Here is an 18,536-nt window from a genome sequence, read left to right as displayed (position 1 = left end):
ATGAGCACTGTCTGGATTATCGACGACGACAAATCAATCCGCTGGGTTCTGGAAAAAGCTCTGGAACAGGCCAATATCACCACCCGCGTGTTTGAACAGGCGGAACCGGCACTGGCAGCATTAAAGCGCGAACATCCGGATGCCATTATTTCCGATATCCGTATGCCCGGCATGGATGGTCTGGCGTTATTACGCCATGCGCACGAAGCTCACCCGGATTTACCGGTGATTATTATGACCGCCCATTCCGACCTGGAAAGCGCGGTATCGTCCTATCAGCAGGGTGCGTTTGAATATTTACCCAAGCCATTCGACGTGGATGAAGCCGTTAGTCTGATTCACCGTGCGATTGCCCACTTCGCCGAATTAAACGCCAATGCGCCACAGAGCGCGGAAGAAACCGAAGAGCATGAAATTATTGGCGAAGCGCCGGCTATGCAGGAAGTTTTCCGTGCTATCGGCCGCTTGTCGCAATCCAATATTACCGTATTAATTAACGGTGAATCCGGTACCGGTAAAGAACTGGTTGCCCATGCCCTGCACAAACACAGCCCGCGTTCAGCGCAGCCATTTATTGCCCTGAATATGGCGGCTATTCCCAAAGACCTGATCGAGTCAGAATTATTCGGCCACGAAAAAGGCTCCTTCACCGGTGCCGGCGGTCAGCGCCGCGGTCGTTTTGAACAGGCCAATGGCGGTACGTTATTTCTCGACGAAATCGGTGATATGCCGGCCGATACCCAGACCCGTTTATTGCGTGTTCTGGCCGATGGTGAATTTTACCGCGTAGGTGGTACCACGCCGGTCAAAGTGAATGTACGGATTATTGCCGCAACTCACCAGAACCTTGAAGGTCTGGTTAAAGAAGGACGTTTCCGCGAGGATTTATTCCACCGTCTTAACGTTATCCGTATTCATCTGCCACGTCTGGCGGATCGCCGCGAAGATATTCCGAAATTATTGTCACACTTTTTAAAGCGTGCCGCCGAAGAGCTGGAAGTCGAAGCCAAAACCCTGCGCAGCGAAACCGAAGATTATTTAAGCTCGCTCGACTGGCCGGGCAACGTCCGTCAGCTGGAAAATACCTGCCGCTGGATTACCGTCATGGCGTCCGGCCGTGAAGTATTGATCAGTGACCTGCCACCGGAACTTTTGGAACAGCAGGGCAGCATTCATACCTCCGGCAACTGGGAGCAGACGCTGCGCTACTGGGCAGACCAGCAACTGGCCAATGGTGTTACCAATCTGCTGGATACCGCCGTACCGGTGTTTGAACGCATTATGATTGAAACGGCACTCAAGCATACCGCCGGGCGCCGCCGTGATGCCGCCAACCTGCTGGGCTGGGGACGTAATACGCTGACCCGTAAAATCAAAGAACTGAATATGGATGGCCACGGTTCTGATGATGACGATGACAGCGACGAGTAAGTCCTTTTATAAGTCAGGCCTCAGGGCCTGACTTCACGCCAGTAAATCACCCGGTCATGACCACGGTAAATACCAAAGGTGGCCATCGCCTCAGGCTCGTCCAGCGAGCCGTTATTATCAAAATCATCCTGCAGCCATACAGGCACAGAAAAACTAACCGTCGCCGTACCGGTATCCGGTGTGCCGCTGTGTAAAACCGGAGCCTGCAGTAACACCGCATCCGTATTGCGGCCACTGGCCAATGTCCGGCTGTTACCCAGCACACTGGTCAGGGTTGACGGTAACACGCTGGCATTAATGATGCTGTTATAATTCCAGCAGCTGTCGTCGTTATTTTGCCAGAAGCGGCCATCAGAAAAATATTCCGTTCGCGCTGGCATCTGTAAAGGTTGCGTCTCCGGACCATAACTGTCTTCCAGCCATAAGCGCCCATAACGCAGCTCAAAAGCGGCGGCCGGATTCAACGCCAGAGGTGCACTGATATCGGTATTATCGGCATCGGCAAAACGGCTCAGGATTAACGTAATATCCGGTGAAAATGGATTGATTTTCGCCCTCGTTTCTTTCGTATAGGTAAAACTATCCTGCAAAACGTTGAGGGTGTAATTCAGAACACCGGCGTCGGCACTGACCGCCAGATTACCGCTTTGCAGTACGGTGCTGAGTGTGATTGGCAACCCGTCATTTGCCAAGGCACTATTGTCTTCTGCCGGAACCATAAACTGGGCATTACCAGCCAGCAACTTCATAAATCCGCTTTGCGTGTAATTAAGAGTCGTGACATTGGCAGCATTCTGCGCTTCGAGTCTGAGCACCGGCGCAAGCTCCCAGCGAATATCCTGGCCGCTGTAAGCAAATGGAGCACTGACAGAACAGAACGGCTTCAGCTGTCCACCACTCTGTTCGCTGACGGCAAAATGATGCGGATAAAAACGGCCGATTGCCGTACTGACTGCGGCAGGCAGGGTCACGCCATGATAATTACTGCCCGCTGTTAAACGGATATTAAATACTCCGACTTCAGAGACATTCGCGGCCAGAATATTTTTATTATCCACAGCAGCATTGTGATTATATTGTGCCGGTGTGAGTACGGCATTAACTCCACCGGATGGGGCAACCAGCTCCGTACTCAGAGCCATATCTGTCAGTGCAAAACCGGGGGTTGGCGTGTTATCGCAAAAATCAGTATCGGCAGCACTCTGCCAGCCGACGGCAGAAATATTCAGATTAAAATTATCGCCGGCTTTAGCAAAGGCCGGACAACCGGCATAGTTTGCAGCACTGGCCGGGTTGCATTCGCCGGCATTGGCATCGGTCTGAATACAGAAACCGGCCGGATAACTGACAAAGCGGTCGTTACCACTCATAACCAGCCCGGCTTCACTGCCACTGCCCTCATAGCGGACATTCAGCTGCATCAGCCCTGCATCCGCATAATTTATCTGCAGCGGGGTCTGGCCATTGGCATCAAAATTCAGTGTGAGTGTCACCGGTGATGCGGAAATATCAGCGATGTTATTGCCATTAACCGTTACCGGCCAGGACACTACCCGGGAAGAATTACCAGGGTCGATATATTGTGAATTAAGCACAACATCGCGACTGACATTAGCAAACCCCGGTACGCAGGCCTGTGTCGAGTCATCTTTTTTAACGGCTTTCAGCAGTACATCACTGGTGCCCAGCCCTGCAGGAAAATCCGGAATATCCAGCACAAAACCAGAGTCTGCAAAGGTCATGCTGCAGTTGGTCGATAATGCGCCACCGTCACGCGAGCAAAGATTAGACGTAAACGCCTGCGATACCGGAACCGACGACAACACCTGCAGATTCACACTGCCTGCAATGTTCTGACGCAAAGCCAGCGTCGCCGAACCACCACTGAAAGTTTGTACATTTCCTCCCTGCCAGCCGGAAGGCGCCAGTGTCACCGTGACCGGATCAGTATACAGACTGGAACAGCTGGCATTGGCACAGGCACGAATAAGTACTTCCTGCGGCGAACAGGTCAGGCCACTGCTGGCGTAATCCATTTCGAAATGATGAACAATCGGCCCGATCGGATTAATCGTATTGGCGCAGACCCGTAACCGATCTATCTCATGATTATTACTGGAGGCGCCGGTAGAGCCGGTCAGTGACAACAGTAAATTCTGTGGAATAGCCGCCTGCCCATTAATATTGGCAATATTTACCGGCGCCACCAGCGTGGCATAACCTGAGCCGGTATCGCGCTGTACGCTGACAAGCGATTGTCCGGCAACACGGGAATCAATAACAAAACGATAACGGTGAGCCGGGCCACCCGCAGAGGATGTTGGCCGTTGATCCACCCCCGGAGATAAGCTGTTGGTGCCTGTCAGATAACGATAGCCACTGCTGCCACTGCCCGAACCACGGATGGTTACGCTGTCGGATCTGGCGCCCGGCCCCCCAATCCGGCCTTCGGTCGGATTGGAAAAGTTTCCGTACTCATCCAAACCAATTCCCAGCCAACCGCCGGCAAAGCCAGGATCACCATTGTCCCGTTGCGCATAACCCAGTGAGCCACCAAAGCTGCCGGACTGCGGGGTAATCGTGGCATCAGAGAAGACCACCGAGATACCGTCAGCACCGGTACCAAAAAAGGAAGTTGACCAGGCGTAATGGGTGAATTCAATCACCACAATATTATTGGCCGCAGGGAATAAACGCTGCAGTGTCGAAGCCGTGGATTGATAGGTAACATCCTGTGTCAGGCGCAAACGGTTATTTACCAGCGAGGGCGTAAAGCTGCCGGACACCGCTGAAGTAACCCAGTCATTACCCGCTGACGAGCGGTTAAAATCATCGGTAAAACAGGTCAGTGGCGCGCTGTCGGCTTTAATACGCAGATCGTCCAGGTGGAAGTAATCATTACCGCCACTGTTGCCCCCGGTCTGACGGAAGCGGAACTGAAAATTGCTGCTCAGCGCACTGGCAGGCAGGGTAAAAGAACTGTTTCCGGTATCGCCGGTCAGGCCATTTCCCAGAATGGTTTGCAGTACAATCCAGCTGCCATTATCAGTGCGGTATTCAGCCACCAGATCTTCACCGGGATCCGGATCTTCACTGAAAGCATCGTCTCCGCGCCGCCACCAGTATTCAACAGTCACTTCTGAATAAAAGCTTAAATCCAGGGTTTTCAGCTGCACACCGACAATACCGCTGTTGGTATTTAATGAACGAGTCGGGCTTCTGGAAGTGGCACTGGAAATTCCGGCATTGCCTCCAGCAGACGTTACGGACCAATCAGCCCCCAGACTGCTGCGCTCAAAATCATCGCAAAAAATAACAAAATCATCGCCACAGTAACCGCGACTCTCGGTCAGTTTGACGTCATCAACATGCCAATAATCATTATCAGGGCCATTACCACGATCAAGCTGAAAACGGATACGCAAACCGGTGTACATTGCAGCCGCCGGTAATTCGTATTCAGCCAGTCCGGATTCTCCAGCCGTACCATTACCAGCAAAACGGTCCAGCTCTACCCAGGTTGTATTATTCAATAAGATATAAATGATCAGATCTTCATTACCATCCGGATCTTCACTGAAACTGTCATCGCCGCGCCGCCACCAGAACGATAATGTCGCACCGTTTTTTCCCGTCATATCAAATACTGGTGTATCAACGCTAACGGTATCCCAGCGTAAAAATAAACTGCGTGATTGGGAATTTGCTGTCGCATTACTGATCCCGGCATTGCTGCCGCTGCTGACGGCCCAGTTTGGACCAAGTGTGTTACGTTCAAAATCATCGCTGAAAATAATATCGCCGGGAGCTGCGAAAGCAGCGATATTGCTCAATAGAAGCCACAACAGAAAACAGTTAGATAAGAGTAAACGGAGCGCAATACGCATTATTTAACCCTCACTTCGGTTGTACGCCGGGCGTTATCAGTGCCGCTGCCACAACTGCCTGTTGAGGTAAGTGTAAAATACAGTTCACTGCTGACCGTAAGCGACTGACATTCAACGCGGACGCTGCAGCCTCTTAAGCCATAAGAAGAAGATAACGATGAAAAGTCGCGGGCATAAAAAGGTGAAATACTGCAGTTTTTCCCGGTACTGCCATCCGGCGGCAATAATAAATTCAGACTAAGCTGCAGCCCCGATTCAGCCGCATAAAAAGCCCGCTGCGATTGCAGCTGCAAACTGCTGCCTTCACTGCTGCTTTGCTGCAGCTGTGACATCGCCGCAATCACCAGTGCCAGAACAACCACCACAAAGATAGCAACTGGCAAACCAAATCCGGACTGACGGCCGACAGAGCGTTTACTCAGCATGTTTTCAGGGAACATTGCGTATCTGTACCTCCTGAGTCTGCTGCAACTGATCCGCGCTGGCCGGGCTTTCCAGAACATAAGAAAAGGTAACCAAACCATTACGCTGCAAGGTCTGCGGCTGATAGCTGAAATTCAGCGAATTATTCTGCAGGGGAAAGGCCAGAACATCGCGCCCGTCAGCCTGCGACGAAGGCAAAAAATCAGCTAAAGCATTAACATTGGCAATAAAGCCATAATCCCGGAAATGATAGAGAAAATTTCCCTGTTGGCAGATCGCCTGCGGCGAGCCGACCAGATAAAAACGCCGGAGCGGCGAATCGGCTGAAAATTCATGGGCGGAGGATAAACTGACAACAACCTCGGCGTTACCGGCAGGCAAAACCGCCGTCGCCTGAGTCAGTGCACCTCTTGCCGCCGGCTGATACAGCTCATTCTGATTAACAGGATAAATCACCGCATAGCCACTGTGGTTCTGAGACGCCGATACCGGCACCACAGAGAAACTGCTGACCGGTGTATTAAGGGCAAGATCGGTATAAACCGAGGCAGCTGTTACCGGAATATATTCGACACAACGGCCATCGGCCGTGACCCGGATACTGCCCGGCAGCGCCGGACGTAACTGACGGCTGATTTTCTCACTGATAATCGCCGCCGTGGCAGCCAACTGCTGACGTGCACCACTGTCGAGTAACATGCGGCCGCTTTCACTGACAAAGCGCACAGACACAATGGCAATAATGCTGCCCACGACCAGGGCAATCAGTAATTCAATCAGGGTAAAACCGCACGAAAGGCGTTGATAGTATGAGCTGCGCAGGCCTGACATCAGAAATTGCCTTTGTAAGCCGTAAAGTGGCTTGCCTGACCATTGGGAGCGAGAATAGCCAGGTCAATGCGTTTCGCACCGCCCGGATTAACACCAACGGAATCATCGCAATGCACTTCAACACTGACCTGATAACCGCTGTACAGTGCAGCCAGATCCTGATCCATTAATGCCGGACTTTCATTAAGACCATTGTAATCATCCACATCATCGTATTGTTCGCGGTTTTCGCCATCGTCGGTGATGCGGCATACGCCGGTATAAGGCGGAACGCCGGCGGGACCCGTGTTTTCATCAAACTGGCGGGCCAGTATTTCATCCAGATAAATCTGTGCCAGGCTGGTGACCCTGCTTTGTAACAAAGCATCTGCACTACGGCCTGACAACAACGAAAATGCCCGCAGACTGGCTACCAGAGCAATACTGATAATAACCATCATGATCACCAGCTCGACCAGGGTCAGTCCATGCTGCCTGTTCATAATATTGCGCCTGAAATATCAGAGCCTGCCACTGCCTGGCAGACGAGAATCATAAATACCTTTTAAGTCTAGCCGATCAGGGCTGACACGTTGCCGGATATGCAAAACCCGTTGCAGCCAGACACAGGGAGTGATTACTGTCGGAAGAAAAAATAAACTGATAATTTCTGCCCACTGCCGCATCGCTGGCAAAGGTAAAGGTGCTGACCTGGCCATTACTGAATACTGAGCCATCCAAAGTAAGGTTTGCGTTATGCCGGGGGGATTTTCGTTCGCTGAACACATCGGCGCCCTGACGAAGTCCGAACAGCCAGTGTTTGTTATCCTGCCCCACGCTGAGCACGACCGGAGAATTACCGGTATTGGCCAGTGCGCGTTGCTGAGCAAGCAGAGTAATCGCCTGCAACTGATCACGGGCGGTAAGAGCGGAAAAACTATCAGGGCGGGAAAAAAGACTGCCGCCTATCGCACTCAGAACCCCCAGCAGAACCAGCACCATCACCAGTTCTACCAGGGTGAAGCCCGACAGGCGTGTTTTCATAGCAGCAGCGGGTTAACAGCCACTGGTGGTAACGGCAACCACAGGAGAAGCCGAGGTTGTGGCGGCGGTATAAACAACCTGGCAACTCGCACGCAGTGAATAAGTTACCGACACGGTTGTGCTGACGGCTTCAACATAATCGACCTCGCCATCATCAAACTGTGTTTGTGTACCGGAAGAAACCTGAGCGGCAACCTTAATACCCGTTACGCTCGGGTAGCCATTCAGCATATCGATAGACGTACCTTCCAGGGTAACGGCGGTATTGGCTGTCGAACCATTAGCCAGTTGCTGTGCGTGGGCTATATTCGCCGCTGAACGTAATGCACCAGCCAGAGCATTAACACTGGCTGTACGCGCATCACCACCAAAATCTGCAAAACGGGGCAAAGCAAAAGCCGACAGTACGCCGAGAATTACAATTACCATGATCAGTTCGATCAGTGTAAAACCTGCTTGCTTCTTCATATTCCGACTCCTGCTGCTTATCGGATAAACCATGTGACCCGGCCATTAGCCGCGTTATATTCAATGTAAAACGCCTTCCCTTGATCATGCCCGCCGATATCCTGACCGACGGTTTTTCCGTGGTTATCTGCCGTTACCTGAGTGTAGCGGCAGACACCGGAAATCCAGCTCGCGCGATAGCTGCCTGCCACCGCAAATTCATACCCGGTATATAACGCCGGGGCCGTATCCTGCAGTAATGCCTGCCATAACCTCATACAGCGGGCAGTGGCTGCGATGGTATTTTCAGGGGCCAGACCGGTATTCTGTCCGGAAACATTACCGCCGGCAGATGCCACATCCAGTGGCCAGCCTGATGCTGATACCAGAATATCCTGACGGCCAAAAACACTTAGCGGAGCTACAGTTTCTGGCTGCCCATTCAGATACCAGCGTTCATGTACCGCCAGTACTGCTGACTTAAGGCTGCTGCCCTGCGCCACCACTTCAGCCTTACGGGCCTCGTTCAGCAGATCCAGATAGCGCGGTAACAGCAGCGCCAGCATGGCAGCAAGCAGAGCGATGGCCGCTGCAAATTCCAGCTTGGTGTAAGCACGGGTCCAGCAAAAGCGGATACCATCCATAAGCCTACTCAAACCTTAGCTCAGTGATTTTTTTTTGCCGTTTGTATTTACGAAATTAAACACAAATCTGTCTTTAGCTGGTGAATTACTGAGCCTGATCAAAGATTGCTAACGCCCTGTCGCCACACGGCTGAGATCCCAGATTGGCAAAAACACGCCCAGCGCCAGAATCAGTACCATGATGCCGAGAAATACCAGCAGAATGGGCTCAATTGCGTCGGCCAGACGCTTCAGGTCATAGTCAATTTCCTGTTCATAGAAATCGGCAACCTCATCCAGCAAACGGTCAACAGAACCGGTTTCTTCGCCAACCGACATCATCTGTAAAACCAGCGGGGTAAACAGCCCGGTGGCAATGGCGGTATTGGTCAGACGATCTCCGCGCTCAATGCCGTGCTGCATACTTTTGACCGCAACACCAATAAAGCGGTTACCGACACTGTCAGCGACAATAGAGAGCCCCTGCAGGATAGGAACGCCTGCAGCCATCAGCATGGCAAACGAACGCGAAAAACGCGCCAGAGCAATGCGCTCGAAAATACTGCCTAATAAGGGAATTTTCAGTTTCTTTTCATCCCAGAACAGCGCACCTTCAGCTGTTTTTATGTAGCGCCGGAAAGCGAAAAATGCGAGTCCCATAAACACCGTCAACAGCATCCAGTAATCCTGCATAAACTGTGAGGTCCCCATAAGCACACGGGTAGCCCAGGGCAACTGCGCGCCCAGGTTATTAAAAACACTGCTGAAACTGGGAATAACAAACATGGTGATAACAATCAGTGCAATGCTGATACTGCCAACCACCATCGTCGGGTAACGCAATGCCGTTTTAATCCGCTTACGTGTTTCACGTTCCATTTCCAGATGCGCCACCAGCTTCAGTAGTGCATCGGATAAATTACCGGTGGTTTCACCGATATGAACCATGCTGATAAAAATCGGGGAAAAATATTGTGGATACTGGCGGAATGCGGTTACCAGATCAGAGCCTGATATCAGTGAATGGCTGATGCCATTCAGGGTATTTTTTACCGCCGGATTCACCGACGATTCGGCCAGACCGGTAAGCGCCCGGATAATAGGCACACCGGCCTTAGTCAAAGAATATAATTGCCGGGTGAACAGGATAAGTTCATCGGGGCTGATACGTTCTCTGCCCCATAAGGTGATATTAAAGCCAGCCGACTCTTTAACTTCTTCCGCCTCATCCAGCGCCAGTACAATAATCTGTTGTTGCTGTAACTGCTCCAGCGCCGACTGACTGCTGCCTGCGGCAATCACACCCGTCACTGCCTGGCCACGCTGATCACGGCCGCGGTAGGTAAACTCAGTCAAGGGACAGCTCCTCCTCCAGAGTCGCCGACACCCGGAATACCTCTTCCAGCGAGGTCACACCTGCACGGGCATAATCCAGTGCGCACAGTGCCAGAGAGCGGAATCCAGGCTGAGCCAGCGCCTGCTCAGCAAATAACTGAGTGTCATCCCGACGCAATGAAGCAACCAGCTCCGGTGTCATTTCCAACAACTCGTAAATACCGATACGTCCCTGATAACCGGTATTGTGGCAATGGTGGCAACCACGTCCACTGAGATAATTCTGCTCACTGGCACCGCGTTCAAGCACATCAAGCCAGGATTTTTCCTGTGCATCCATCACGTGCGGCTGCTGACAGTGCTGACAGAGTTTCTTAACAAGACGCTGAGCTACAACCGCCCGCAATGAAGATGCCACCAGATAGCGGTCGACCCCCATATCCATTAACCGCGCAACGGTCGATACCGCATCGTTGGTGTGCAGCGTCGACAACACCATATGGCCCGTCATGGCTGCGCGCAGACCAATTTCGGCCGTTTCGTGATCGCGGATTTCCCCGACCAGTACGATATCCGGGTCCTGACGCAGTGCCGCCCGTAATACCGTCGAAAATTCCAGCCCGACTTTACTGTTAACCTGCACCTGATTAACCCTTGGCAAGCGGTATTCGATCGGATCTTCTGCGGTAATAATTTTCTTTTCCGGCTGATTCAGCAGACTGAGCGCAGCGTACAGCGTCGTGGTTTTACCGCTACCGGTCGGGCCAGTAACCAGAATAAGGCCGTGTGGGCGATGAATCAGATATTCAAAACGCTTCTGCAGTTTTGCCGGCATACCCAGAATTTCCATACTGAGAATTCCAGCGCTCTGATCGAGCAGACGCATCACCACCGATTCGCCAAACTGCACCGGCATGGTCGACACACGCACATCAATATTTTTATTCGATACGCGGATATTAAAGCGGCCGTCCTGCGGCAAACGTTTCTCTGAAATATCCAGGCCAGACATAATTTTCAGGCGGGATACCAGAGCCGATGCCACCCGTTTTTCTTTCATAACCTGTTCCTGCAATTCGCCATCAACACGCAGACGAATACGCAGCTGGCTTTCTTCAGGCTCAATATGAATATCCGATGCTTTAATCTGCACCGCATCTTCAAACAGGCTCTGCAGCAAGCGTACAACCGGAGCTTCATTAACATCAGATGACTGTGCCATCTGATCAATATCGAATTCACTGCCACGTAACTCGCCTTCCAGTTCGCCGGCGATACTCGCCATCTGCTCCTGACGGCGATAAACAGTATCCAGAATAGAAAGCAGTTCCTGCTCGCGGATAAAAGCCGGAAATACCGGCGTTTTCAGAATTCGTTGCAGATCGTCGATCACCATCAGATCGGTAGGATCTGCCATGCCAACCAGAAGACCACCGTTTTCTTCCGATAACACCAGGCAGCGATAACGCCGTGCATGGGTTTCCGGCAGTCGCTGAACAAGGTGATTATGAATACGGAAACGGGCCAGATCGATAAACGGATAATTAAAAAAGTCTGCCAGAGTACGCAGCAGTTCATCTTCTTTGACGAAACCCAGATCGGTAATGGCCCGGCCCAGCTTTTTGCCGGTTTTTTTCTGCTCCGCCAGAGCCTGATTCAGTTGTTCATCACTGATCAGGTTCTTCTCCAGCAGAAGATCCCCGACACGGACACGTTTACGGCTTGGCGTTTCCATAGATTACCTTAGATTTTTCAGTCGTTGCTCAACCCAGCGCTTCTGCTCCGGGGTCAGGCGATTCTGCTGATACAGATTTTCCAGCACACTGCGCGCCTGTTGATTACGTCCGGCCGAATGCAGCGCCTGCGCCAGTGCCAGCGGCCAGTTGACAATTTCAGGCTGCGCGAGAATCAACTGCTGATAAACACGTGCGGCATCGTCATAACGTCCGAACAGGTGTAAACCCGGTGCGGCTACGGCCAGCCAGTAAGGATGAAGAACGGAGGCGTGCGTGGCATACAACTGCAGAAATTTTTCCTGCTCCTTCTGTTCCAGATAAATACGCAATTTTATCGCCAGATAATCATCGCGAACTGTTAAGGCCAGCGCCTGATCAATATGCTCCAGCGCCGGTGAAAATTGCTTACGGCTCAGCTCATCCATTGCCTGCAGGTAGTATTCCTGTGCCTGCTGGTCGCTGCGCACAACCGACACATTACGATTTAACTCCGGTTCTTTTGCTGGCGCTTTTTGGCCGGAGGCTTCGGCTGGTGTTGATTGCTCTGGCAGCGTTCTTTCTGCAGGCATGGTTTTCTCGGTAAGCACCGGGGGAACTGAAGACACTGGTTGCTCAGACGACAAGGGCTTTTCCGGGTTTAAATCCGCCGTACTTTGTTTGCTATTTGCCGGCGCACTGTTTTTCAGCGAAATACTGGCAGAATCAGACTGAGCCTGACGGTCAATAAAGCCCGGTAAATCCGAAGAATTTTCCGGATTTCCGGAGAAATCATCCGATAAAAAAAAGATTCCCAGCGTTAACACTAACAATAACCAAAACAGTGGCTGATAGCGGCGGTAACGCGGATGTGCGGGAAAAACCGCAGAGGAGTACTCTGTCGCCGGGTTGAGGCCGGAAGCCGAATCGTCCAGTTGCAGAGACGGCGGCAACATAAGTCTGTCAGCGTCGCGCTTATCAATATCCTGCAGAACCTGATGCAACAGACTCATATCAGCACCAGAAGCACAGCCGCAAACAGAGTGGTAAAACGCAACCAGGACCAATCAGGAGGTGCCGGATAAGCACCTTCGGTATCAGCCACGGCACGGGCAACATGGTGTGACTCCAGCTGACGGCTGCCATTGCCGTACCCCACCAGCAATGTTTTGGCCGCAAGAATATTAACCAGTCGCGGAATACCACGGCTGGCCTGCCATAAATGCTTAAGTGCCGATGTCTGAAACAGTGGCATACCGCGGTAACCGGCGATGCTCAGACGCTGCTGCAGATAAACCGCTAAGGCTTCACTGTTATTCAGTGGGCCTAAATCAGCGCTGTAGGTAATGCGCTGCAACAACTGACGGAAGCGAGGCTTGGCCAGAGTGACATTCAGTTCTGGCTGACCGAACAACACAATCTGCACCAGTTTCTGACGCTCGGTTTCCAGATTAGAAATCAGCCGCAGCGCTTCCAGCGTGTCGTCCGGCATACACTGAGCTTCGTCAATAATCAGCGTCACTGGCTGCCCGGTCAGGGCAAACTGCAACAGTCGCTGCTGAATATCTTCCTGCACCTGAAGTTCGCTTTTATCGTCGCTGTTTAAGCCGAGTTCGCGCGCAATCGCCCGCCACAGCCCCTCAGCACTCAGCGCCGGATTGGGAATATACGCACTGCAGATATTGTCAGCCGCGAGGGAGTTGAGTAAACGCCGGCAGAGTAATGTCTTTCCGGTTCCCACTTCGCCGGTAATTTTAATAAAGCCTTCACCGGATGACAGCGCAAACAGCAACAACTCAAACGCCTGCTGCTGGCTGGGCAATTCAACATAAAATTCGGTGTTGGGAGTCAGACCAAAAGGAGACTGTTGCAGACCATAATATTGCTCGCAGGCACGACTAAGCCGGGTCATCTCCATCATTTACCTCCGGGCTGGCATCAGCCGCGAATAGCGCCTGTTAAGCTCATCTACCTGTTCACGGCTCAGCGCAGAATCAATTACTTTGGGCTGAATCAGAATAACCAGCTCACTCTGTACCATTTCTTCCCGGGTCTGACGGAAGAACCAGCCTAACAGGGGAATATTTCCCAACCAGGGAACGCTGGCATCGGTACGCACTTTACGGTTCTGCATCAGACCGCCAATCACCACCACCTGACCTGAGCGGGCACGGACAATCGAATCCGTTTCACGCACGGTGCTATAGGCAAGCGGCAGGGTGTAGTCATCGTTATTCAGCTGTACGGTTTTAATTTTTTCTTCCACTTCCGTCACCGTCGGGTGTACATGCAATGTCACTTCCTGATCGGAACCAATCTGTGGCGTCACATCAAGAGCAATACCGGAGAAAAATGGCGTTAATTCGATATCCGGGGTATTCGAACTGCCGGTGGTCGTGGAGGTGGTTGTATTGGTGACATTGGTCACAAAGAATTCGTCTGAGCCGACTTTGATTACTGCTTTCTGATTATTCACTGTAGCAATACGCGGGCTGGATAAAACTTTTACATCCCCCTGCGTACGCAATAACTGCAGGGCGCCAGTGAAATCACCTAACGCAAAATTGGCGGTAAAAATACCTTCTATCAGGTCGGTATTTTCCAGCGCAGCGGAACTCAGGCTGTTATCGGATGAATAGGTTGTGCCGCGGTAATTTTTTCCGCCAAATGCTGACCAGTTAATGCCTGACTGAAAACCATCACTCAGGGTTACTTCAACGATTTTCGCCTCGATTAATACTTGTTTCTGCACGCTTAATTCGGCTTTTTCCAGATAACTGGCAATATGATTGAGCGTCCCCGGCATGGCTTTTACCACCACAATACCGGCGTGAGCATCCACCACCACCTGCGCATCCGTTTCCTGGGCCAGCATCAGTTGCAGGGTATTTTTCAGCCCCTGCCAGAAATCGGTACTGGACTCGGTTCCCACCTCACTGCTGTTAATGGTCTGCGAGCTGCTGCCAGAGGTCGTGGTATTGGTCTGGGTACTGCTCTGGCGCGAGTCGGTCGATGTCACCTGACCGCTGCTGACATGCATACCGGAGCGGCCGGCGCGTTTTACGTTGAGATAATTAATCGGGAAAATCCGCGTCTGCTGCTGACGCGGTAAAATCTGTACGCCATAAGCGGACTGCACAAAATCAAAACCATAAATATCGCGTACCGCCTGCAATGTTTGCAGCAGGGTAACGTCTTTTAAATTCAGGCTGATTTCACCACTGACACCCGGGTGAACCACCAGGTTATAACCGGTTCCGTCAATCAGACTGTTGAAAAATGCGGTCGCCGGGGTGCGATCAGCCAATACATCAAAACGCTGTGGCGCAGCCTCTGGTGGCTGATCCAGTGGCGGCAATAATTGCTGCAGATCCAGACTGTCCGGCACAGACACATTTTCGGTTTGCAGCAGCAGCGCATTATCTGTCTCTTGCTCGCGCTGCTCTTTCGCAGCCGGCGCAGCACAACCACTTAACCCCGGCAGTAAAGATGCCAGAGTCAGCAGAGAGAATATGCGCCAAAAGGCAGAGCAACGTGCAATAACAGCTGACAAAATAAGCACCTATTCAGAAATACGTCGTGTATTAACAAGTAAAGACAGTTCGCGCCGTTTTTGCCGGATTTTCACCACGACTTTATCCGCAGAAATCGTCATAACCTGAGCCCCGTCAACAACATCGCCGCTTCGCACCAACTGGCCATTGATCACCGCACGGTTATCACCCTCGCGGATCAGGATCTGCTGCACCACTAAAGGAGTCTCAACCGTCTCCGTTCTGACCGGAGCCTGTTGCAGCCAGGGTGGTGGCTGCGTCGGGTCGGCGGCCAGCACCAGCGCCGGAGACTGCATGGCAAACACCGCCAGCAGTAACCGTAAGCGGTAAAAACCCTTTATCAGAACAACAGTATCAGCCACCCAGAACCTCCTCGCGCATGCTCAGGGTGTACACCTCAAGTGTCAGTTCCCCCTGCGGATGCTGCTCCACGGTAAAATCAAGCTCCTGCCAGAACAGCCGCCATGGCATGGCATCCAGTCGTTGCAGATACCTCAGCAGACCGTCGTAACTGGCGCTCAGAGTCAGGCGCAGTCCGTGACGGTAGAGCTGCACATCGGCAAACTCTTCGCCCAGACCGAGCCGTTCGCGCGGCAGATTCACCAGGCTTTTCAGCTGCAGACGTTTATCCTGCTTCAGCATCTGCTCCAGTAAAGGCACCATCTGCGCCGGTGACACCAGGGCATCCGTCAGTCTGGAGATACGCAGATTCATATCACCCTGCTGTACCTGCAGACGCGCCAGCTCATCGCGTAATGGTTGGTTGGGATCGTTAACCGCCTGTTGTTGCAGTTGTTGCAGCTGCCCTTCTGACTGGCGGATCTGTTGCTGCTGGCCGGAAATCGCCTGCTGCAGAATTTCACTGCGCTGCCAGACAGGCTCCAGCAGCAGTAGGGCAAACAATGCAACGACGACACTGTGCAGAATGATCTGCAGCAGAATCTGTTCGCGTGGTAACAGTTTGTTGTACGCCCTGATCAGTTTCTCTGCGGACGGGTGACGCCACCACGCTTGCTGATTACGCAGGCTCATAAGCCATCTCCGCTACCGGCCTGTGACTGCAGACGGGAAAGTTTTTTCTGCAACGGGGTAACAGCCGTTTCTTCATCCGGCGCCGGCGCTGCGGTGTCCAGTACAAAACTGAGCCAGCGCTGACCGCTGCGCCGTACATCAATCTGACTGAATGATTTACCGCTATAAGCGCTGCGCTGCAGCAACTCTGTGACATAGCGCGACAACTTTTCCGGCTCATCAACAAAACCTTCAAGCCTGACCTGCTGCCCGGCGTCGCTCACACGGAACCCCTGCAGCCATACCCCCCGCACCTGCTGTTCGCCCAGCTGAGCAATCAGCGGTGTAAAAGACTGGCTCTGCTGCAACTGCTCACGGCCGAGATAAAAGAGAATTTTCTGGCTGGCTGCCAACTGCATCCGCGCCTGTTCCAGCTGTTGCTGCAAGCCACTATCGGCCACCAGCGGCGGATGGCGGGCAATTTCTTCCTGCAGCTGGCTGCTCAGTAATTCAAAGCGCTGGTTTTCCTGCTGCTGTTGGTAGTGCAGCCATTGCAGATACCCCAAAAGCAGCAGCGTCAGCAGCAACATCAGCGCAGCACTGGCGGCCAGCTGCAGTAACAGACGGCGGATATTCTGCGGTAAAGCGGGAGGGCGGAACTCCTCGATATAAAAGTTAACCCGCTGCTGAATCTGCCAGGTCATCAGGCCACCTTCCCGGCGGCGGTTGCCGCCCTGCCCTGTTCAATTAACAGGGCATTGCCCAGAGCAATGGCGAGAGATGCAGTCAGATCTTCACCTCCCTGCTGGCGGGCAACGGAGTCCAGCAGCAGACTGCGGACCGGAATATTCACACTGCGCTCCAGCTCAGGTAACAGCTCACTGACATCCGCATTGTCCGGCACCAGAACCCAGATTTGTCCGACCATGCCCATCCCCAGCTGGCTGTCGAAATAATCCAGCGAGCGCTGAATATCCAGCGCCAGAGCATCAATACGACTGTCGCTTTCCAGGCTGAATCCCCCCTCAGCGACGGCATGTCCCCCCAGACTCTGAGTACCGGTATTCAGGCGGCGCGAAAGATAAAGACCGCCATCACGGTAGAGGTAAATCATGCCGTCTTCGGCATCCAGCCGCAGCACGCCAACGGCGGTTTCCGGAGCGACCTCCGCAACCAGATGCAACAGACTGAGCTCGGGAATGGTGATGCTGTGCAAAGCCAGCTCCTGCTGTTCACACCAGCGCACAAGATCTTTAACTCGGCGGTGATCAATAACCGCCGCAAAGGCCATTTCCAGTCGCCGGCGATAAGCATCCGCCGGCAGACGAAAGCCCTGAATAACTTTCTTCTCCGCGCCCTGTGGCAGCAGATCACGCATACGGAAACGCAGCGCATCCGCGAGTTCGTCATCACTCACCGCCGGTGCCTCAACCAGATGTAACTCATAGTCCAGCGCATCCAGTGACAATACGGTGCTGACACCCCGCAACTGCTGTGCGGCAATCCAGGTCGCCAGACCATCCAGCCCCTGATCGGTTTCCGCCGGACGGTAACATTCCCGCACCACCCCGGCTTCACGCAACACAGCAAAGCCCTTACCCTGATGCAGTTCGATGCCCAGACAGCGTGAATCCTGAAGACTTTTTTTCTGCCAGGGCCAGCGCATTGCCACCTCTTTAAAACAAAATAATCTAAAGAGAGTGTAGACCATGATTCTGGCGCAGGATGGCCAGCGGTCGGTATTCACACCTATAATGCGCGCCTGCTTTTAAGGCCAGGCACTATGTTTAATATCGTTCTGTTCGAACCCGAAATTCCGCCCAATACCGGCAATATCATCCGCCTGTGCGCCAACACCGGCTGCCGGCTGCATCTGATTGAACCCCTGGGCTTCAATATGGAAGAAAAGAGCCTGCGCCGCGCCGGACTGGACTACAGCGAATGGGCCAGCGTAAAAATCCACCCCAACTATGACGCCTTTCTCGCAGCCGAACAGCCACAGCGCCTGTTTGCCCTGACCACCAAGGGCCGCCGCACCCATTCCGACGTCGCCTTCAGCGCTGGCGACTACCTGATGTTTGGCCCGGAAACCCGTGGCTTACCGGAAGATGTGCGCATGAGTCTGCCGTTTGAACACTGGCTGCGATTACCGATGATGCCCGACAGCCGCAGTATGAACCTGTCCAATGCGGTGGCGGTGATGGTTTATGAAGCCTGGCGGCAACTTGGGTATACTGGCGGCTCCTGATCCGGGAGTAC

At 52.8% G+C, this 18,536-nt stretch carries 18 protein-coding genes; 2 read left to right on the top strand and 16 right to left on the bottom strand.

The features are described 5' to 3' along the window. Entirely contained in the window at positions 1 to 1,431 is a 1,431-nt protein-coding gene (gene ntrC, locus HUF19_RS03515; protein ID WP_260998521.1) for a nitrogen regulation protein NR(I), read from the top strand. Between the two features lie 20 nt (positions 1,432 to 1,451). Here the strand turns inward: ntrC and HUF19_RS03510 are convergent, their stop codons facing one another. The 16 genes from HUF19_RS03510 to HUF19_RS03435 form a co-directional block, all read right to left on the bottom strand. Beyond that, positions 1,452 to 5,069 carry a DUF6701 domain-containing protein gene (locus HUF19_RS03510; RefSeq protein WP_260998520.1) on the bottom strand — a complete coding sequence of 1,206 codons (3,618 nt, stop codon included), beginning with the start codon at positions 5,067 to 5,069 and terminating at the stop codon, positions 1,452 to 1,454. Between the two features lie 248 nt (positions 5,070 to 5,317). Next, on the bottom strand, positions 5,318 to 5,758 hold the full coding sequence (locus HUF19_RS03505; RefSeq protein ID WP_260998519.1) for a hypothetical protein: 441 nt from the start codon (positions 5,756 to 5,758) through the stop codon (positions 5,318 to 5,320). Further along, on the bottom strand, positions 5,748 to 6,572 hold the full coding sequence (locus tag HUF19_RS03500) for a PulJ/GspJ family protein (protein ID WP_260998518.1): 825 nt from the start codon (positions 6,570 to 6,572) through the stop codon (positions 5,748 to 5,750). Before HUF19_RS03500 ends, HUF19_RS03505 begins: the two co-directional genes overlap by 11 nt. Then, a complete protein-coding gene (locus HUF19_RS03495) occupies positions 6,572 to 7,054 on the bottom strand; it encodes a type IV pilus modification PilV family protein (protein ID WP_260998517.1) in 483 nt (160 codons plus the stop codon). Before HUF19_RS03495 ends, HUF19_RS03500 begins: the two co-directional genes overlap by 1 nt. Positions 7,055 to 7,130: 76 nt before the next feature. Then, positions 7,131 to 7,595: a prepilin-type N-terminal cleavage/methylation domain-containing protein gene (locus tag HUF19_RS03490; RefSeq protein WP_260998516.1), complete on the bottom strand. Its 465-nt coding sequence runs from the start codon at positions 7,593 to 7,595 to the stop codon at positions 7,131 to 7,133. A gap of 12 nt (positions 7,596 to 7,607) precedes the next feature. After that, a complete protein-coding gene (locus tag HUF19_RS03485; RefSeq protein ID WP_260998515.1) occupies positions 7,608 to 8,063 on the bottom strand; it encodes a type II secretion system protein in 456 nt (151 codons plus the stop codon). A 17-nt stretch (positions 8,064 to 8,080) separates the two neighbouring features. Next, positions 8,081 to 8,698 carry a hypothetical protein gene (locus HUF19_RS03480; RefSeq protein ID WP_260998514.1) on the bottom strand — a complete coding sequence of 206 codons (618 nt, stop codon included), beginning with the start codon at positions 8,696 to 8,698 and terminating at the stop codon, positions 8,081 to 8,083. 96 nt (positions 8,699 to 8,794) lie between these two features. Further along, positions 8,795 to 10,021 (bottom strand): type II secretion system F family protein, encoded by a 1,227-nt coding sequence (locus HUF19_RS03475; RefSeq protein ID WP_260998513.1) that lies wholly within the window; start codon positions 10,019 to 10,021, stop codon positions 8,795 to 8,797. Beyond that, the gene (locus HUF19_RS03470; protein ID WP_260998512.1) at positions 10,014 to 11,735 is read right to left on the bottom strand and encodes a GspE/PulE family protein; all 1,722 of its coding nucleotides are present in this window, start codon (positions 11,733 to 11,735) and stop codon (positions 10,014 to 10,016) included. Before HUF19_RS03470 ends, HUF19_RS03475 begins: the two co-directional genes overlap by 8 nt. Positions 11,736 to 11,738: 3 nt before the next feature. Continuing rightward, positions 11,739 to 12,725 carry a tetratricopeptide repeat protein gene (locus HUF19_RS03465; RefSeq protein ID WP_260998511.1) on the bottom strand — a complete coding sequence of 329 codons (987 nt, stop codon included), beginning with the start codon at positions 12,723 to 12,725 and terminating at the stop codon, positions 11,739 to 11,741. Next, a complete protein-coding gene (locus HUF19_RS03460; protein WP_260998510.1) occupies positions 12,722 to 13,633 on the bottom strand; it encodes an ExeA family protein in 912 nt (303 codons plus the stop codon). Before HUF19_RS03460 ends, HUF19_RS03465 begins: the two co-directional genes overlap by 4 nt. Next, positions 13,634 to 15,265: a pilus (MSHA type) biogenesis protein MshL gene (gene mshL / locus HUF19_RS03455; protein ID WP_260998509.1), complete on the bottom strand. Its 1,632-nt coding sequence runs from the start codon at positions 15,263 to 15,265 to the stop codon at positions 13,634 to 13,636. Between the two features lie 9 nt (positions 15,266 to 15,274). Continuing rightward, a complete protein-coding gene (locus HUF19_RS03450; protein WP_260998508.1) occupies positions 15,275 to 15,628 on the bottom strand; it encodes a hypothetical protein in 354 nt (117 codons plus the stop codon). After that, the gene (locus HUF19_RS03445; protein ID WP_260998507.1) at positions 15,621 to 16,298 is read right to left on the bottom strand and encodes a type II secretion system protein GspM; all 678 of its coding nucleotides are present in this window, start codon (positions 16,296 to 16,298) and stop codon (positions 15,621 to 15,623) included. Before HUF19_RS03445 ends, HUF19_RS03450 begins: the two co-directional genes overlap by 8 nt. Beyond that, positions 16,295 to 16,981 (bottom strand): hypothetical protein, encoded by a 687-nt coding sequence (locus tag HUF19_RS03440; RefSeq protein ID WP_260998506.1) that lies wholly within the window; start codon positions 16,979 to 16,981, stop codon positions 16,295 to 16,297. Before HUF19_RS03440 ends, HUF19_RS03445 begins: the two co-directional genes overlap by 4 nt. Next, the gene (locus HUF19_RS03435) at positions 16,981 to 17,943 is read right to left on the bottom strand and encodes a hypothetical protein (protein WP_260998505.1); all 963 of its coding nucleotides are present in this window, start codon (positions 17,941 to 17,943) and stop codon (positions 16,981 to 16,983) included. Before HUF19_RS03435 ends, HUF19_RS03440 begins: the two co-directional genes overlap by 1 nt. Positions 17,944 to 18,060: 117 nt before the next feature. Between HUF19_RS03435 and trmL the strand changes: the two genes are divergently transcribed. Beyond that, positions 18,061 to 18,525 (top strand): tRNA (uridine(34)/cytosine(34)/5-carboxymethylaminomethyluridine(34)-2'-O)-methyltransferase TrmL, encoded by a 465-nt coding sequence (trmL, locus tag HUF19_RS03430; protein ID WP_260998504.1) that lies wholly within the window; start codon positions 18,061 to 18,063, stop codon positions 18,523 to 18,525. Positions 18,526 to 18,536: the final 11 nt, after the last annotated feature.

It is taken from the genome of Thalassolituus hydrocarboniclasticus (assembly GCF_025345565.1).
In the GTDB taxonomy this organism is placed as follows: Bacteria; Pseudomonadota; Gammaproteobacteria; order Pseudomonadales; family Oceanobacteraceae; genus Venatoribacter; species Venatoribacter hydrocarboniclasticus.
This window is presented reverse-complemented; position numbering and strand designations above follow the sequence as displayed.

What these genes read in the sequence shown, in the direction of transcription:
- HUF19_RS03490 (WP_260998516.1), bottom strand. Translation starts at nt 7,595, where the DNA reads ATGAAAACACGCCTGTCGGGCTTCACCCTGGTAGAACTGGTGATGGTG.
- HUF19_RS03460 (WP_260998510.1), bottom strand. Translation starts at nt 13,633, where the DNA reads ATGATGGAGATGACCCGGCTTAGTCGTGCCTGCGAGCAATATTATGGT.
- HUF19_RS03440 (WP_260998506.1), bottom strand. Translation starts at nt 16,981, where the DNA reads ATGACCTGGCAGATTCAGCAGCGGGTTAACTTTTATATCGAGGAGTTC.
- HUF19_RS03435 (WP_260998505.1), bottom strand. Translation starts at nt 17,943, where the DNA reads ATGCGCTGGCCCTGGCAGAAAAAAAGTCTTCAGGATTCACGCTGTCTG.
- HUF19_RS03495 (WP_260998517.1), bottom strand. Translation starts at nt 7,054, where the DNA reads ATGAACAGGCAGCATGGACTGACCCTGGTCGAGCTGGTGATCATGATG.
- HUF19_RS03485 (WP_260998515.1), bottom strand. Translation starts at nt 8,063, where the DNA reads ATGAAGAAGCAAGCAGGTTTTACACTGATCGAACTGATCATGGTAATT.
- HUF19_RS03510 (WP_260998520.1), bottom strand. Translation starts at nt 5,069, where the DNA reads ATGACGGGAAAAAACGGTGCGACATTATCGTTCTGGTGGCGGCGCGGC.
- HUF19_RS03500 (WP_260998518.1), bottom strand. Translation starts at nt 6,572, where the DNA reads ATGTCAGGCCTGCGCAGCTCATACTATCAACGCCTTTCGTGCGGTTTT.
- HUF19_RS03505 (WP_260998519.1), bottom strand. Translation starts at nt 5,758, where the DNA reads ATGTTCCCTGAAAACATGCTGAGTAAACGCTCTGTCGGCCGTCAGTCC.
- ntrC (WP_260998521.1), top strand. Translation starts at nt 1, where the DNA reads ATGAGCACTGTCTGGATTATCGACGACGACAAATCAATCCGCTGGGTT.
- HUF19_RS03465 (WP_260998511.1), bottom strand. Translation starts at nt 12,725, where the DNA reads ATGAGTCTGTTGCATCAGGTTCTGCAGGATATTGATAAGCGCGACGCT.
- HUF19_RS03445 (WP_260998507.1), bottom strand. Translation starts at nt 16,298, where the DNA reads ATGAGCCTGCGTAATCAGCAAGCGTGGTGGCGTCACCCGTCCGCAGAG.
- HUF19_RS03470 (WP_260998512.1), bottom strand. Translation starts at nt 11,735, where the DNA reads ATGGAAACGCCAAGCCGTAAACGTGTCCGTGTCGGGGATCTTCTGCTG.
- trmL (WP_260998504.1), top strand. Translation starts at nt 18,061, where the DNA reads ATGTTTAATATCGTTCTGTTCGAACCCGAAATTCCGCCCAATACCGGC.